Below are 14,771 nucleotides of genomic sequence, written 5' to 3' on the forward strand. Positions count from 1 at the left end.
GCCATCATTTTGCTGCCTCAGTATGGACCGCGCCGGCAGAAGCAAACATCTCGATCTCGGCCTCGCTGTACCCGATCTCGCGCAAGAGATCACAGGTGTCAGCGCCACGGGGTTGAGCCGGGGGGCGGCGTGGCAAATAGTCGTCCTCAAAGCGAATGGATGATCGGATCGACTTGATCGTGCCTTCGGTCGAGTGCTGCTCCAAGCCGATCAGTCCGACAGCCTCCAGGTGGGGGTCATGCGGAAGTGACTCAAGGGTATGGCATGGCTGGGCTGCAATGTCTGCCGCACGCAAGATGTCCAGCCACTCGGCCGTGGTCTTGGTTGTTAATGCAGCTCCCCGCACTTCGAACCACTCGGCAACATACCGTGCACGCGCCGCCACGGTGGCGAAGCGCGGGTCGTCGATGAACTGTTGTCGCCCAGTCGCCTCTAGGAATGCGCGCACCTGTGGATCAGTGTTGATGGTGAATGCGATCCATCCGTCCGCAGTTTTCACTGGCTTGTTGTGTGGACTGAGCAGGCGCAGATCGCCAGGAGGACCGACGGGTGGGTCAAAGCTCTGTTGAGCCAAATGCTCTTGCAGCACGAACGCGGCCATGGTTTCGAACATCGGCACTTCGACGCTGCATCCTTCGCCAGTTGTCTTGCGTTGGACGAGCGCAGCGAGGATGGCACCAGCTGCGATTTCACCTGCCACATGATCGCAAATCAGCATCGGGACATAGGCGGGAGCCCCGTCGCGTGCAAGCATCAAGCCAGCCATTCCGGTCACACCCTGCACAACACTGTCGTAAGTGGGAAGCCCAGCGTACGGTCCATCGGTACCGTAGCCAGTGATGAGGCAATAAATCTTGTCAGGATGCCGGGCCCGCACCGTTTTGGCGTCAAGTCCCAGCCGCTCGAGAGCCTGTGGGCGCATGTTCGCGACGATGACATCGGCAGATGCGATAAGCCGTTCGATGACCAACCTTGCGCCTTCTTTCTTCAGGTCGAGACAGATATTCCTTTTTCCGCGGTTGAAATGCAGATAGGCGCCAGAATGTTGACCAGTGGGCGACATCCCGCCTAGTCCGCGCATCAGGTCACCCTCGGGGCTTTCGACCTTCACGATTTCGGCGCCGTACTGCCCTAGCCGCCATGTGCAAACGGGACCCACCACAACGCTGGTCAGGTCCAAGACGTGAACGCCCTTCAACGGTTCGAAGCTCATTGCGCGGTTACCTCCATATCTACAGCAAGCCGGTTGCAGTCGTCGTAAGCCCGGAGGCGCCAATGCTCGCCAGCGCGATCTGCCGCTAGGGTGATAGGGCGATTGCAGAACAGCGGTGCGATGTGGCGCGTTTGGAGCGATGCGGGTAGGACGCCAAGATCGCGACGAAGAAACTCTGTGAGCAAAAGCGTTGCAAGACCGCCGTTCACGACGAGATCCGGAAATCCTTCCACATTGCGGGCGTGCTCCCGATCGATGTGGATCTTGTGTGAGTTGAAGCCCAGCGCGGAGTACTGGAACAACAGGGTTTCGTCTGGGACGACCGTCGTCCGACGATCGGCGACGATCTCGTCTGGCCCAGGTGGATTGGGACGAGAAGAGCTCGCTGCCGGCGGCGCGAGCAACAGGTAAGTTTGAGTCTCGACAAGAGCGGGGTCGTTCCGCTCAGGAAGGCGCAACTCGTGCAAGAGCGTGACTGCAGCCATCGGCCCCGAAGCGGTGGTCTTGTGCGCAACACTCTGCACAGAGCTCGACCTAACGATATCAACACCGACCGGAATGTCGTGGTGAAAGGCCACCGTTCGGCCGCCAAGCATGAGGCGTGGCAGGCCGAGGTCCGGCATCGGTACACCGAGACCAGGGAAGCCGTCGTTGCGCAGAGCTGAACGCCGCGTATCTGCTCCCATCATGAAGAACTGCCATCCGCGTGGGAGCGGCATCCCGGTCGTTATTTCCTTGAAGTCCTGGTCGAGCATTGCAGCGATGCGTCGCACCGAGGTGGTATTGCAGGTTTCGTCCCTGAGGACGGTTTGGAGGGGAGACGACACGTTCTTTCTGGCGGCAGCCAGATCTCCTTTTTCATAAATGAATAGAAAAACTCTCCTGTGAATTCTAGTTTGCGCTTTGTGAATAAGTTTGATCCGGAAAAGTGCTAGGTGTTTCCACCTATGAAGTATTGACTTCATATATGAATTTGCTAACGTGTGAGTCAGTTGTTCCGGTCGCGGCCAAAGTCCGCAATCCAGGACCTCAGAAACAGCCTGGGAATGTGCTTTTGTGTGATTCCAAGGTTGGCCTTCCCCTCACCAACTTCTGCAAGGACCCGCCATGAACTTCAAGTTCCATCACATGAACCTGTGCACTGACAGCCTGCCCAGGCTCACCAAGTTCTATCAAACGCTTTTTGATCTGGGGACGATCAATGACGAGGAGCACCGGCGAGTTGACGCCAACAGCGACCGTACTGGCTATAACGGCAAGGTGGACTTCCTCAGCGATGGCGCGATCGAGTTCCATTGGGCCGAGCGCGATCTCAATACCGGCTTCAAGATGAAGCAGATCGTCAATCCGATGGCTCGCGGGCACTTCTGCTTCCGGACTGACGACATCAAAGGTTTCATGCGCAAGTGCGATGAACTCGGAATCCGGTATTCGGACTATGGACGCTGGGCCATAGCCGGCTGGCACCAGGTCTTTCTGCAAGATCCAGACGGCAACGTCATCGAGGTTCACCAGCCCAACGTGTTCGGCTGACCCAATCGACAACAAAAAGGAGACATGCATGACAACGATTCAGCTTACGAATGCTTTGCCCGAGCGCGCCAGCGCCACCAAACGCCGAGACGTTCTCCTGCAGATGGCAGGTGTCGCCGCGGTGGCCATGGTGCCCGGAATTTCGATGGCACAAGGTGCCGGCAAGTACAACTTGAAGATCGCGATCTCTATCCCGGAAAGCCATCCGACGGTAGTAGCCCTGAAGGCCGCCAGCGCCGAGATTCTGAAGGAGTCGAATGGTCGGCTGACGCTCGAGGTCTATCCAAGTGGCCAACTTGGTGGAGACACCGACACGGTGTCTCAAGTTCGTTCAGGGGCGATCGACTTCGTCTGCACCGCAGGCACCATCTGGGGCAATTTGGTGCCGGTGACTTCAATCAATACGGTGGCATTCGCATTCCCGGACTACGCGACGGTATGGAGTGCGATGGATGGCGACCTCGGTGCACACATCCGCAGTGCTTTCGACAAGGTCAACCTCGTTCCCGTTGGCAAGGTGTTTGACCATGGGTTCCGTCAGGTGACTCACACGTCCAAGCCGATCGCGACGCCGAAGGACTTGGTTGGGATGAAGATTCGTGTCCCCGCAAGTCCCATCCTGACCTCACTCTTCAAGGGGCTGGGAGCTTCGCCGGCAACCGTTCCGATCGGCGAGCTCTATACGGCATTGCAGACGAAGGTCGTCGATGGTCAAGAGAACGCGCTCCCGACCATCGAATCGACGAAGCTTTACGAAGTGCAAAAGTACTGCTCTGACACCTCGCATGTGTGGGACTGCTTCACCCTCGTGGGCAACAAGCGCAATTGGACCGCATTGCCGGAAGACCTTCGAGCCCTCGCGACACGCATCCTCGACGCGCAGGCTATCAAGCAACGCGCTGCGCACGAAGCGTTGAATGCCTCGCTGGAAGTTCAACTGAAGAAGTCAGGAATGGTGTTTAACAAAGTGGATGGCAAGCCCTTCCGCCAAGAGCTTCAGAAGGCTGGGTACTACGCAGAGTGGCAGAAGAAGTTTGGCCCCGAGGCGTGGGCACTGCTTGAAAAGTACAGCGGTAAGCTGGCCTGAGCAGCCTTCCCGGCACCTGATGTTCAAACATCGGTGTTAGCACGTCGCCCGGGGATGACGCTCGGCAACGGCGGGTGAGTATCCGTGGGGCGATGACCGACCTTGAACATCCGCGCCTAAAAAAATGGAGACATCGACGTGAGCATCAACGCGCTTTCCGACAACACGCCACTACCCGAACCACTGATTCGCAACTCGCCGCCATGGCGGCGAGCGGTTTCATGGGTCGATCAGATTTTGGGCTGGGCGACGGAAGTGCCGGCTGCACTTCTGGTCGTCTTGGAGATTGGCATCCTGTTCTCAGGTGTGGTGAGTCGCTACATCCTGCATGCACCAATCACTTGGTCGGATGAATTGGCATCACTGCTGTTCCTATGGCTGGCTATGCTTGGCGCCGTAGTGGCCTTTCGTCGGTCTTCGCACATGCGCATGACTGCCTTGGTAGATCTTGCGTCACCCGGGGTGCGATCCTTCCTCGACCTCCTGGCGGTTGTCGCCGCAGCGATGTTCCTAGTGCTCGTTGCTCATTCTTCATACGAGTTTGCAATGGAAGAGGCTATCGTCACGACGCCTTCTCTCGGAATCTCCAACGCATGGCGCGCGACCGCGTTGCCTTGTGGCATAGCGCTGATGGGTATCGCAGCAGCTGTGAAGCTTGCCGAAGTCGCAGACTGGCGCCACCTCTTGGCCGCTGTGTTGCTGGTCGTCGTGGCGGCCGCGGCTCTCTATCTGCTGAGTCCGCTGTTCCAGGACCTGGGAAACTGGAACCTGCTTATCTTCCTTGTGGGAGTCGTGGCGATACTGGTGCTCGCAGGAGTGCCCATCGCATTTGCTTTTGGTCTGGCGACCTATGGATACATCGCTCTAACGACCTCGAAGCCGACGATCGTTATCGTTGGTCGAATGGATGAGGGCATGTCGCACCTGGTGCTTCTGGCTGTGCCGCTGTTCGTGTTCCTGGGCGTTGTATTAGAACTGACCGGCATGGCCAAAGCGATGGTGAAGTTTCTGGCATCGCTCATTGGTCACGTGCGCGGTGGGCTTTCGTATGTCCTGGTTGGTGGCATGTACCTCGTATCCGGAATTTCCGGTTCCAAGGCGGCCGACATGGCAGCACTCGCGCCGGTTCTGTTTCCGGAAATGCGTGCCCGCGGCGAGAAGGAGGGCGAGATGGTCGCCCTCCTGGCTGCGACAGGGGCCCAAACGGAGACGATTCCTCCGAGCATCGTCCTCATCACGATCGGATCGGTGACGGGCGTCTCCATTGCCTCGCTGTTTGCTGGTGGCCTCGTGCCGGCGCTGGTCCTGGCAGTGTTGCTTTGCCTCGTTGTTTGGTGGAGGAATCGCAAGACGGAAGCCGGTGCGAAGCGCGCAGGTTGGCCAGAGATTCGCCGCGTATTTCCAATCGCGCTGCCTGCCCTTGCGCTGCCTTTCATCATTCGAGCTGCAGTCATTGAAGGTGTCGCGACTGCCACGGAGGTATCGACGATTGGGATTGCCTACACGATCGTTGCCGGTCTTTTCATCTATCGCGAACTCGACGTTCGAAAGCTCTGGCCGGCGCTGGTTGACACCGCCGCGTTGTCGGGCGCGATTCTCTTGATCATTGGTGCGGCGACAGCAATGGCCTGGGCGCTGACGCAGTCGGGCTTCTCGAATCAACTCGCACAGGCAATGAAGGGTTTGCCAGGAGGGGCGGCAGGTTTCATGGTCGTCTCGATCATTGCGTTCGTCGTGCTGGGGAGTGTTCTCGAAGGTATTCCCGCCATCGTCGTGTTTGGCCCCTTGCTCTTTCCCATCGCCAAACAGTTTGGTATCAACGAAATCCACTACTCCATGGTCGTGGTCCTCTCGATGGGTATTGGCCTCTTCGCACCTCCTTTTGGTGTCGGGTACTACACCGCCTGCGCTATCAGCCGGGCAAGTCCAAGCGTCGCGATGAAGCCGATCATCGGTTACATCGTCGCGCTACTTGTTGGAACCATCATCGTCGCGGCCTTCCCTTGGTTATCGACTGGGTTTTTAAAGTAGGAATGATCATGACAACGTATTTCGTCACTGGCGCGACTGGTTATATTGGCGGCTCAGTCGTGGCAAGTTTGATCGAAGGGGGGCATGCGGTAAGAGGTCTCGCGCGAAATGAGCGAAACGCCGAACTCCTCGCCCAGCGAGGGGTCGAGCCGGTGCTCGGCGACTTGGACAACCTCGATCTCTTGTACCGTGAGGCCAAAGCGTCTGACGGTGTAATCAATACCGCCAGCGCGGATCATGCGGCTGCCATTGGCGCTCTGATCGACGGATTGCGGGGGGCGGGAAAGCCGCTGCTGCACACCAGCGGATCCAGTGTCGTGGGCGACGATGCCCGAGGCGCCCGCAATTCAGAAAAAATCTATGATGAGGATACGCCTTTCGTTGTCGCGCAACTGAAGCAACCACGCCGTGACATCGACCTGACTGTGCTGGCTGCGGCTGAGAAAGGCGTTAGATCCATTGTCATTTGTCCTAGCCTCATCTATGGACGAGGACGCGGGATCCACCAGGACAGCGTGCAGATTCCCTTTCTGGCTTCGAACGCGATAGCACAGGGGCATGTTCAAGTCGTTGGCTCGGGCTTGAATGTTTGGTCGAACGTTCACATCGAAGACGTCGTCAGCTTGTACTTGCTCGCAATCCAAAAGTCCGTGCCCGGCGCCTTCTATTTCGCCGAGAACGGCGAGGCGTCGTTCGCTGACATTGGAGCTGCCCTTGTAAAGCGGTTGAATCTCTCGGGTGTCCAGTCCCTGCCTGCCGAAATCGCTGCTGAGCGATGGGGCGAGGCGAAGGCGTACTTCTCTCTTGGCAGCAACAGCCGGGTTCGAGGTCTCCGTGCGCGGCGCGATCTGGGGTGGGCTCCCAAGCACAGGTCAGTGTTGAGCTGGATCGAGCACGAAATGCCTGCCTAGTCGATGCCTGTAATTCATCTCTCCCTCATTTGGACGCTATTGCATGTTGCTTAAAGACAAAGTTTGTGTGGTTGCGGGCGCCGCGTCGCTGCGCAGCATCGGCTATGCCGCGGCCGAACTTTTCGCCGAACATGGTGCGAAGGTCGTGGTCGCGGATCTCGCCATGGACGATCAGGTCACTGCAAGCATCAAAGCCTCCATCGAGGAGCGCTTGCATCGAACGGTCATCCTCCATGGCTTTCAATGTGACATCAGCAGTCCGGAGGACTGCCAACGACTGGCCACGAACATCGTTTCTTTGCACGGGACCATTGACTGCCTGGTCAACTCGGCTGCGATCGTGAACTCGCGTCCGTTCCTGGAGATCGATTCAAAGAATCTCGACGCGATGTTGAACGTGAACCTGAAGGGTGCATTTCATCTCTGCCAGAGCATGCTGAGGGTATTCGCTGAGCGGAAGTCGGGAACCATCGTGAATGTGGCCTCGGTCGCTGCTCAGAGAGGCGGTGGGCTGGTGGGTGGTGCGCACTACGCGGCCTCAAAAGGCGGCGTAATCAGCTTGACACGATCGATCGCGCGCGAGTTCGGACCTTTGGGGATTCGTGCAAACGTTGTCTGTCCCTCGATGACGGAGACTGGGATGTTGGACGGAAACGTTTCGGACTCTATGTTCAAGGATGTGATCGCGCAGATTCCTTTGCGGCGAGCTGCCAAGCCTGCCGAAATTGCAGGTGCTTGCTTGTTCCTGGCGTCGGACTTGGCCGGCTACGTCACGGGCGCTACGGTCGACGTGAACGGCGGCAGTCACATTCACTGAATCGAAGGAGTCTGAAGCATGATTCTCGAAGTGGCGGACATCCAGATCGAACCCGGTCAGCAAGCCGACTTTGAAGCAGCGGCCCACCATGGTCTGAGCACGGTGTTCCCGAAGGCCAAGGGTTTCCAGGGTTACGAGGTGAGGCGAAGCATCGAGTCATCGGAGCGCTATTTGCTGTTGCTGCGTTGGGATACGCTGGAGGACCACACGGTTGGCTTCCGGCAATCGCCTGGGTTTGCGGAGTGGCGGGCCACCGTGGCCTCATATTTTGTAAAGGCGCCGTTCGTTGAGCATTTCAGCCTTTGCTGCGTCGGCGAATGACGTGCTGAATGGCCGCTGTCGGCATCATCGTGAGTGCCGATCACGAGGAAATGCGATGGTGGCTCCAATGAGGCGACAAGAGGTTCAACGACAAGGACATCCGAGTCGTCGCTGCAGAGCGGACGCTCTGCGTATTTCAACGATCATGGGCGCCGGCTTCAGAGTGATCGTTGGTGGCGTTTCAGGCTGATCATGGACGATCGCCAACGTGCGCGAGTGTGGTGTTTCTCGTATCGCAGTCGTTCTGATGAAGTTAGAGCGTCGAGACGTTGTCCACGCTGGCGCGTCAGCGCCGGGGTGGGCAACGCGGCGCCGCAGGTGGGTCTTGTGTTTGCTGAGGGCAATTGATCACCAAGGCCGGTTATTCGTCGCCCGCGATGAACGGATGCCGCGGTAGGCAAGCCGTGTTGCCGTGCGCGGTCGTCTTCGCCTACTTCTTGCGTATCGATCCGCCCTTGAGGGTGATCTTGTGTGCCGCGTGCACGATGCGGTCCAGGATCGCATCGGCCAGCGTCGGCTCGACGAGCCACTCGTGCCAGATCGAGGCCGGCAATTGGCTCGTGATTGAGGTGGCTCGCGTACCCACCCTGTCATCGAGCAGTTCCAGCAAAGTCATTGCGCTCGGCCGGCGCGATCGCGAAGTCGTCGAGTGCGAGCAGATCGATGCGCGCCAACTGAGCAAGGCACCGGGTGAGGCTGCCATCGCCGTGCGCGACGCGAAGCTCTTCCAGAAGCCGTGGTGCGCGCACTGAATCGCCCGGGACGATTCACGATGGTGTTTCGGCGACCAGTTAAGAAGATGGTCAGATGTACATACACTTTGGAAATAATGTCTGAAATCGTGAGTCTTGATTCATTGAGTGGCTTGCTGGCCTTCGCAACCACTGTAGATGCAGGTGGCTTTACGGCTGCTGGCCGAAAGCTCGGGGTCTCTGGCTCTGCGGTAGGAAAGTCTGTGGATCGCTTGGAAGGCCGTCTTGGCGTAGTGCTTCTCCAGCGCACCACGCGGTCCATCGCTTTGACCCGTGAGGGGGAGGCGCTTTATGCACGCGCCAAGCAGATCCTTGTTGACGTACGAGACGCCGAAGACGTCATACGGCGAGCCCGCGTGACGCCGGAAGGAAGAGTCAGAGTTAGTGTGCCGGCTGTGCTGGGGCGCATTGTCATCATTCCCGCCCTTGCTGCCTTCGTTGATAACTTTCCTGATGTGGAGGTCGAACTGTCGCTGGAAGACCGGATCATCGACATCGTCACTGAAGGTTTCGATTTGGCGATTCGGCTGGGCGAAATGAGCGATTCCACGCTGATCGCACGCAAGATCGGGCCGCACAGATTCACGACATGCGCTTCGCCGAGCTACCTTGCCGCCTGCGGAGTGCCTAGCAATCCCGACGATTTGGCATGCCATCGTTGTATTCGCTACAGATTCCCGTCTACAGGCCTGCTCGAACAATGGGAATATGCTGGTAAGAAAAGATCACCCTCATTGGGTCGAGGGCTGGTCCTCAATGATGGCGAAGCCCTCGCGACCGCAGCCATTGGAGGATTGGGGCTGGTGCAACTGCCGACGTACCAGGTTGCGGCCCACCTATCTAGCGGGCGTCTCCATGCAGTTCTCGAAAAGGATGAGACACCCAGAGGAGACATTTGGTTGGTATGGCCGCCAGGTCGATCCGATATTCCGCGCGTGCGTGTATTTGCAGAGTTCATAACCACGCTACTCAACAAATGAGGGCTAAGGCTATCTGGCAGTAGGATCGAAGCTGTCAGTGACGCCACGTGGAGCACCGAAATTCGGGAGCTTGCTAGTTGTTCGGCTGATGAATCCTCTTCCAAAGTAAGCAAAGCAGTGCTGCCAGTGCCGCGCAAGGTACGAGGAGCGCCCAGAAGCCCACGTGCGCGTAGCCCAACCCGCCGCAGAGTGAGCCAAGTGCGAAGGCAGTGACCGGTGCCCAGGTCTTGTGTACGCGGCCCGTAGCCGCAGCTGCCGTCGGTGAGCGCGTGGCCATGTCGACGAGATCCATCACAAGTTGCGTCACATTGCCGGTCATTACCGTGCTGGGCGTCAGTCGCGCGAAGACGCTGCGCGCGGCGGTGTTCTGGATCGACATGGTCAGCACGCCCACCAAGCCGACAACGATGGCCGGCGCGCCGTTGCCGCTCGCAAAGGGGCTGGCCCACACCCCGGCCAGCATGAAGGTCACGAGGAGGAGCAACTGCGCGGCCATTAGCGGCCCTGCCGTGTCGAGTCCCTCCTGCTCGCGCCGCAGTTGGAACATACGCGTGGCCGCCACACCGAGCACAAAAGTCGGGAGGGCCAGCAACTTGCCGACTACGCCCGAATGCTCGCCCCCAGCCATCGCCGCGCCGATGAGCACAAAATTGCCCGTGACATGCGCGGTGAACAACCCGAACAGCGCCACGAAGCCAAGGGTGTCGACGAAACCGGCAGTGAAGGCCAGTAGCATGCTGTGCCATGCGCCGTCGGACGGGCTATCGGCAGCGGGTGCCGATGCAGTGGTTGTGGGCGTGGTGCTGTTCGTCATTCGTGCAGCGTCTTTCGCGACGCGTCGGCCAGCACGGCCGCCAACGCGAGACCGCCCACCAGTCCAATGTGCTCGAGGAAGGTATTGAACTCCCGAAAGCGTTCGCCAGCATCCTGCACCTGCCAGAAGTTGTGCGCGATCAGTGTTGCCAGCACCGTGAACACACCGAGCGCACCGGCACCGAGCCAGGCCAGGCGCCCGGCGATCAGCAAGGCGCTGCCGATGAGTTCGACCGCGATGGTCAGTACTGCGACGGCCATGGCACCCGAGGGACCGACGAAGTGCTGTGCCTCGGCGAGCGCGCCCTCAAAGTCGAACAGCTTGGCGAAGCCGCCCCACCAGAAGGCGCAGGTCAACGCGATGCGCGCGGCGAGTGCGAAGGCGGGCGAGTGCAGCAAGGCGGCGATGGGTGCGGGTGCGTTGGCCACCTCACACCGCCCAGCAGCCGCAGCCGAACGCACCCCAGAAGCCGCGCGCATCGCTCGTGGGCGCCTCTCTCCGAAGGGCCGCCGTGTGATCGTGGCCATGCACCGCGCAGCCGCTGCTGCATCCACACATCGACGCCATGCGCGCGGCGCCGGGCTGGCCTAAACGCCGCTGCTGGTAGCCGCCGAACTTCTTCACCGGCGACCACTCGGGCAGCACCGGCAAGGTCGGCGGTGCCAGCGACGAGAAGTCGCCCTCGCCATGCACCACCTTGCCGCCGAGCAGCGTGAGCACCGCGCCCAGGTGCGTGATCTCGCTCTCGGGCACCTTGAAGTAGTCGTCGGTCAGCACCGCCAGGTCGGCCAGCTCGCCGACCGCGATGCGGCCCTTGCGGCCCTGCTCGTTCGAGAACCAGGTGTTGGCCTCGGTCCACAGACGCAGCGCCTGTTCGCGGTCCAGCCGGTTGGCCGGCGAGGCGAGCTGCGCGCCGCCCACGGTCTTGCCGCTGACCAGCCAGGCGAGCGAGACCCATGGGTTGTAGCTCGCCACGCGGGTGGCGTCGGTGCCCGCGCCCACGGGCACGCCCGAGGCCAGCATGCGCTGGATCGGCGGCGTGGCCTCGGCCGCGCGCGCACCGTAGCGGTCGATGAAGTACTCGCCCTGGAAGGCCATGCGGTGCTGCACCGCGATGCCGCCGCCCAGCGCCGCAATGCGGTCGATGTTTTTCTGCGTCACCGTTTCCGCATGGTCGAAGAACCAGTGCAGCCCGTCGAAGGGGATGTCGCGGTTGACCTTCTCGAACACATTGAGCGCACGATCGATCGACTCGTTGTAGGTGGCATGCAGGCGCCAGGGCCAGCGGTTCTCGGCCAGCACGCGCACCACGCCTTCGAGGTCTTTCTCCATGTCGGCGGGCAGCTCGGGGCGCGGCTCGCGGAAGTCCTCGAAGTCAGCGGCCGAGAACACCAGCATCTCGCCCGCACCGTTCATGCGGTAGGTGTCGTCGCCGGCGCCGGGTTTGGTCATGCCGGTCCAGCGCTTGAAGTCGTCGACCTCGGCGCCAGGCTTTTGCGTGAAGAGGTTGTAGGCGATGCGCAGCGTGAGTTCGCCGTCGGCATGCAGCTTCTCGATGATCTCGTAGTCGTCGGGGTAGTTCTGGAAGCCACCGCCCGCATCGACCACGCTGGTCACGCCCAGGCGGTTGAGTTCGCGCATGAAGTGGCGCGTGGAATTGAGCTGCTGCTCGGGCGGCAGCTTCGGCCCCTTGGCGAGCGTGGCGTAGAGGAGGTTCGCGTTGGGCTGCGCCAGTAGCAGGCCCGTGGGCTCGCCCGCGCCATCGTGCACGATCTGGCCGCCCGGCGGGTTGGGCGTGTCGCGGGTGTAGCCCACGGCGCGCAGCGCGGCGCGGTTGAGCAACGCGCGGTCGTACAGGTGCAGGATGAAGACCGGCGTGTCGGGCGCGGCGGCGTTCAGTTCGTCCAGCGTGGGCAGGCGTTTCTCGGCGAACTGGTGCTCGGTGAAGCCGCCGACCACGCGCACCCATTGCGGCGACGGCGTGATCTGCGCCTGCTTCCTGAGCATTGCCATCGCATCGGCCAGTGAAGGCACGCCGTCCCAGCGCAGCTCCATGTTGTAGTTGAGGCCGCCGCGAATCACGTGGATGTGGCTGTCGATCAGGCCCGGAATGGCGCGCCGGCCGCGCAGGTCGATGACGCGTGTTTTCGGTCCGCGCGTCGGCATGATTTCCTTCGCATCGCCCACGGCACTGAAGCGTCCAGCCGTGATCGCCACGGTCTCGGGGTTGGGGTGTGCACGGTCCAGCGTGGTGAAGCGGCCGTTGGTTAGGATGAGGTCTGGATGCATGGCGTTCTGCTTTCCCTGGTTGCCGGGTTGTGCGTGCGAGAGGGCCGGCCAGAGAGAGGCAGCACCCATGGCTTGGAGGAGTTCGCGGCGACGCGTCATGACTTCGCTCCTCGCGTTTCGTTGTGTGCTGCAGACGGCGCAACCGCCGCGGTGGGTTGCAACACCCGCCGAACCATCAGCACCGCCTGTTCTCCGCCCAGCATGCCGAGCAGGCCGAGCAGTGCAATCACCGGAGGCGCCGGTGACTTGACCTGCAGCAGGGCGTAGATCACGCCGACAAGCGTACCGATGCCCAATGAAATGGCATGCGCCTTCATATTCACTCTTTCTTCCTGTTTCCGATCGGCAAAAAGATAAGCGCAGAGCCTTGCTTGAACAACCTCGAAAATCACAAATCAAATTTCCATTCTTCGGAAATTGCAGTCATGTTCGATCAAGCAGACGATCTCCGATTACTTGCACATCGGGTTGATGTAAGCAGCCGTCGATGATGGCTGCGTGATGGAGTCGGTCTTGCTAGGTCACTTCACCATGCCGAAAGGGTCGGGAACCACATGCTGATTTGCGTTGTTCCAGAAGTTTTGCAGCACGAATCCGTACTCGGAAAGGTTGTTGGTAAATGGGGCCAGCATGTCGTTGGCGGTCGGGTGCTTCCAGTCTGCTTGCAACTCGCAGCCCAGTGCAAAAGTCGTGACGAGCTGGGCGCCTGCCGTAGCCATGCGCGACATGGCGGCTTGAGCCTCATAAGAGTTCCATGCACCGCAAGCATCAACGACCGGAAAGACCGGGTACCCGTCTTGAAGCATCGACAGCGTGGGAAAAACGCAGCAGGTTCCGATGGTCACTGCCGAGATGATGATGTGCCGACGTCCCGTCGATGCACAAAGATCCTGAAGTGCCTTCCGAAAGGTCGGGTCTTCGTAGCAGTTGATGATGCCTGTACGTCGATAGATAGGCTCGCCTTCGAAGATCTCCTTGATCTCGGGCAGCGTGTCACCGTTTTGCCACTGGGCATTGGACGATGAAATCAAGACAGGAATCTTGAGGGCCTTCGCGATGCGGGCAAGTCCCACGATGTTGCTTTTGTACTCCGCGAGGGATGTGAAGTCGCGCACGCCGGCCATAAGACCTATCTGGTGATCGATGAAAAGCACGATCGAGTTCTCAGGCGTCGGCTTGTCATAGACGAAACGCCCGGCTTTACGCGCTTCATCGGCCGAGACGACCTGGCTTGCAATTTGATCGGTTGTCGGACTGACAATGTCGATGGAACGGTTTGGCATGATGAGCTTCCTATGCTGTGTGCTACGAGATGACCTTGAGCGCATCTGGCGCTCACCTGGCGGCGAGCATAGTGAACATGGTTGTGTTGCGGAAGGTCGTTACCGCAAGGAAAGCAGGAGCGGAAAATGGATATGAAAACTGTTGTGTCGGAAGCGCCGTTCGAGTCTGCTAGGCGGTGCTCGCTGGAGCGATACCTGGATGCCGTTTCGGGGGCATGGACGCCTCGCATCTTGTGGTGCCTGTTGGAGGGACGGCCCTATCGCTTTGCAGACCTCGAGCGCACTGTCGTCGGAATTTCACCGAAAGTACTCACTCAAAAGCTTCGCAACCTCGAGCGCCATCAGCTTGTGAAGCGGATGGTGCATGCTTCATCGACACCGCATGTCGAATACTCATTGACGGACCGCGGATGGGCACTCGCGCCAGTATTCAGAGCGATGGAGTTGGCGGCAGTCGAGCTGTTCTCCGACACTCAATCATGAAGAGCTGCAGCATTCCGTAGTCGGCATGATCCACTGGGGCAACGCACATGCACCGTGTGTCGCCTCCTTTCTAGTCCGCTGCTCCTAGCCGCAGTTCTTGGAAGCCGTGACCTGATGCTTCAGGCTTTCAGCTGTTCTTGGGTCAGGCCAGCGCCGCGGGCCTGGCGATGTAGCGCTCGCGGATCGCCTTGGCCGACCAGTAGGTCAGCGCCGCCACCAGGCCGGTCGGGTTGTAGCCCAGCCCCTGCGGGAAGGCC

At 59.9% G+C, this 14,771-nt stretch carries 15 protein-coding genes and 1 pseudogene; 8 read left to right on the forward strand and 8 right to left on the reverse strand.

All coding sequences use genetic code 11. The features are described from left to right. Positions 1-4: 4 nt before the first annotated feature. Together ACSFCA_RS23175 and ACSFCA_RS23180 are read right to left on the reverse strand one after the other, a co-directional pair. Positions 5-1,213 carry a CaiB/BaiF CoA transferase family protein gene (locus ACSFCA_RS23175; protein WP_435461348.1) on the reverse strand — a complete coding sequence of 403 codons (1,209 nt, stop codon included), beginning with the start codon at positions 1,211-1,213 and terminating at the stop codon, positions 5-7. Next, positions 1,210-1,968 (reverse strand): HTD2 family dehydratase, encoded by a 759-nt coding sequence (locus ACSFCA_RS23180; protein WP_435461349.1) that lies wholly within the window; start codon positions 1,966-1,968, stop codon positions 1,210-1,212. The genes ACSFCA_RS23175 and ACSFCA_RS23180 overlap by 4 nt, the downstream gene beginning before the upstream one ends. A gap of 352 nt (positions 1,969-2,320) precedes the next feature. Between ACSFCA_RS23180 and ACSFCA_RS23185 the strand changes: the two genes are divergently transcribed. The 6 genes from ACSFCA_RS23185 to ACSFCA_RS23210 all read left to right on the forward strand — a co-directional run bounded on the left by ACSFCA_RS23185 (position 2,321) and on the right by ACSFCA_RS23210 (position 7,913). Beyond that, positions 2,321-2,746 (forward strand): VOC family protein, encoded by a 426-nt coding sequence (locus tag ACSFCA_RS23185; RefSeq protein ID WP_093125791.1) that lies wholly within the window; start codon positions 2,321-2,323, stop codon positions 2,744-2,746. A gap of 28 nt (positions 2,747-2,774) precedes the next feature. Beyond that, the gene (locus tag ACSFCA_RS23190; RefSeq protein WP_435461350.1) at positions 2,775-3,833 is read left to right on the forward strand and encodes a TRAP transporter substrate-binding protein; all 1,059 of its coding nucleotides are present in this window, start codon (positions 2,775-2,777) and stop codon (positions 3,831-3,833) included. Positions 3,834-3,977: 144 nt separating this feature from the next. After that, entirely contained in the window at positions 3,978-5,864 is a 1,887-nt protein-coding gene (locus ACSFCA_RS23195) for a TRAP transporter large permease (protein WP_435461367.1), read from the forward strand. 8 nt (positions 5,865-5,872) lie between these two features. After that, positions 5,873-6,775, forward strand: coding sequence for an NAD-dependent epimerase/dehydratase family protein (locus ACSFCA_RS23200; protein ID WP_435461351.1), 903 nt, complete (start codon positions 5,873-5,875; stop codon positions 6,773-6,775). A gap of 43 nt (positions 6,776-6,818) precedes the next feature. After that, positions 6,819-7,592: an SDR family NAD(P)-dependent oxidoreductase gene (locus ACSFCA_RS23205; RefSeq protein WP_435461352.1), complete on the forward strand. Its 774-nt coding sequence runs from the start codon at positions 6,819-6,821 to the stop codon at positions 7,590-7,592. A gap of 18 nt (positions 7,593-7,610) precedes the next feature. Further along, the gene (locus ACSFCA_RS23210) at positions 7,611-7,913 is read left to right on the forward strand and encodes an antibiotic biosynthesis monooxygenase family protein (protein WP_435461353.1); all 303 of its coding nucleotides are present in this window, start codon (positions 7,611-7,613) and stop codon (positions 7,911-7,913) included. A gap of 430 nt (positions 7,914-8,343) precedes the next feature. Here ACSFCA_RS23210 and ACSFCA_RS23215 read toward each other — a convergent pair. After that, positions 8,344-8,659: pseudogene (locus ACSFCA_RS23215) on the reverse strand (ATP-binding protein); the annotation flags it as partial. Positions 8,660-8,742: 83 nt separating this feature from the next. On the opposite strand from ACSFCA_RS23215, the gene ACSFCA_RS23220 reads away from it, so the two are divergent. Then, entirely contained in the window at positions 8,743-9,645 is a 903-nt protein-coding gene (locus ACSFCA_RS23220; protein WP_435461354.1) for a LysR family transcriptional regulator, read from the forward strand. Positions 9,646-9,718: 73 nt separating this feature from the next. Here the strand turns inward: ACSFCA_RS23220 and ACSFCA_RS23225 are convergent, their stop codons facing one another. From ACSFCA_RS23225 to ACSFCA_RS23245, 5 genes are all read right to left on the reverse strand, one after another. Beyond that, positions 9,719-10,459, reverse strand: coding sequence for a YoaK family protein (locus tag ACSFCA_RS23225; RefSeq protein ID WP_435461355.1), 741 nt, complete (start codon positions 10,457-10,459; stop codon positions 9,719-9,721). Beyond that, the gene (locus ACSFCA_RS23230; protein ID WP_435461356.1) at positions 10,456-10,887 is read right to left on the reverse strand and encodes a DoxX family protein; all 432 of its coding nucleotides are present in this window, start codon (positions 10,885-10,887) and stop codon (positions 10,456-10,458) included. Before ACSFCA_RS23230 ends, ACSFCA_RS23225 begins: the two co-directional genes overlap by 4 nt. Position 10,888: 1 nt before the next feature. After that, the gene (locus tag ACSFCA_RS23235; protein WP_435461368.1) at positions 10,889-12,748 is read right to left on the reverse strand and encodes an amidohydrolase; all 1,860 of its coding nucleotides are present in this window, start codon (positions 12,746-12,748) and stop codon (positions 10,889-10,891) included. A 95-nt stretch (positions 12,749-12,843) separates the two neighbouring features. After that, the gene (locus ACSFCA_RS23240; RefSeq protein ID WP_435461357.1) at positions 12,844-13,140 is read right to left on the reverse strand and encodes a DUF1427 family protein; all 297 of its coding nucleotides are present in this window, start codon (positions 13,138-13,140) and stop codon (positions 12,844-12,846) included. Positions 13,141-13,269: 129 nt separating this feature from the next. Then, the gene (locus tag ACSFCA_RS23245) at positions 13,270-14,031 is read right to left on the reverse strand and encodes an isochorismatase family protein (RefSeq protein ID WP_435461358.1); all 762 of its coding nucleotides are present in this window, start codon (positions 14,029-14,031) and stop codon (positions 13,270-13,272) included. Positions 14,032-14,157: 126 nt separating this feature from the next. Here ACSFCA_RS23245 and ACSFCA_RS23250 point away from each other — a divergent pair, with 126 nt between their 5' ends. Then, complete coding sequence (locus tag ACSFCA_RS23250; protein ID WP_435461359.1) at positions 14,158-14,514, forward strand: winged helix-turn-helix transcriptional regulator; 357 nt, start codon at positions 14,158-14,160, stop codon at positions 14,512-14,514. Positions 14,515-14,771: the final 257 nt, after the last annotated feature.

It is taken from the genome of Variovorax multivorans, assembly GCF_051216835.1.
Taxonomy (GTDB): Bacteria; Pseudomonadota; Gammaproteobacteria; order Burkholderiales; family Burkholderiaceae_C; genus Variovorax.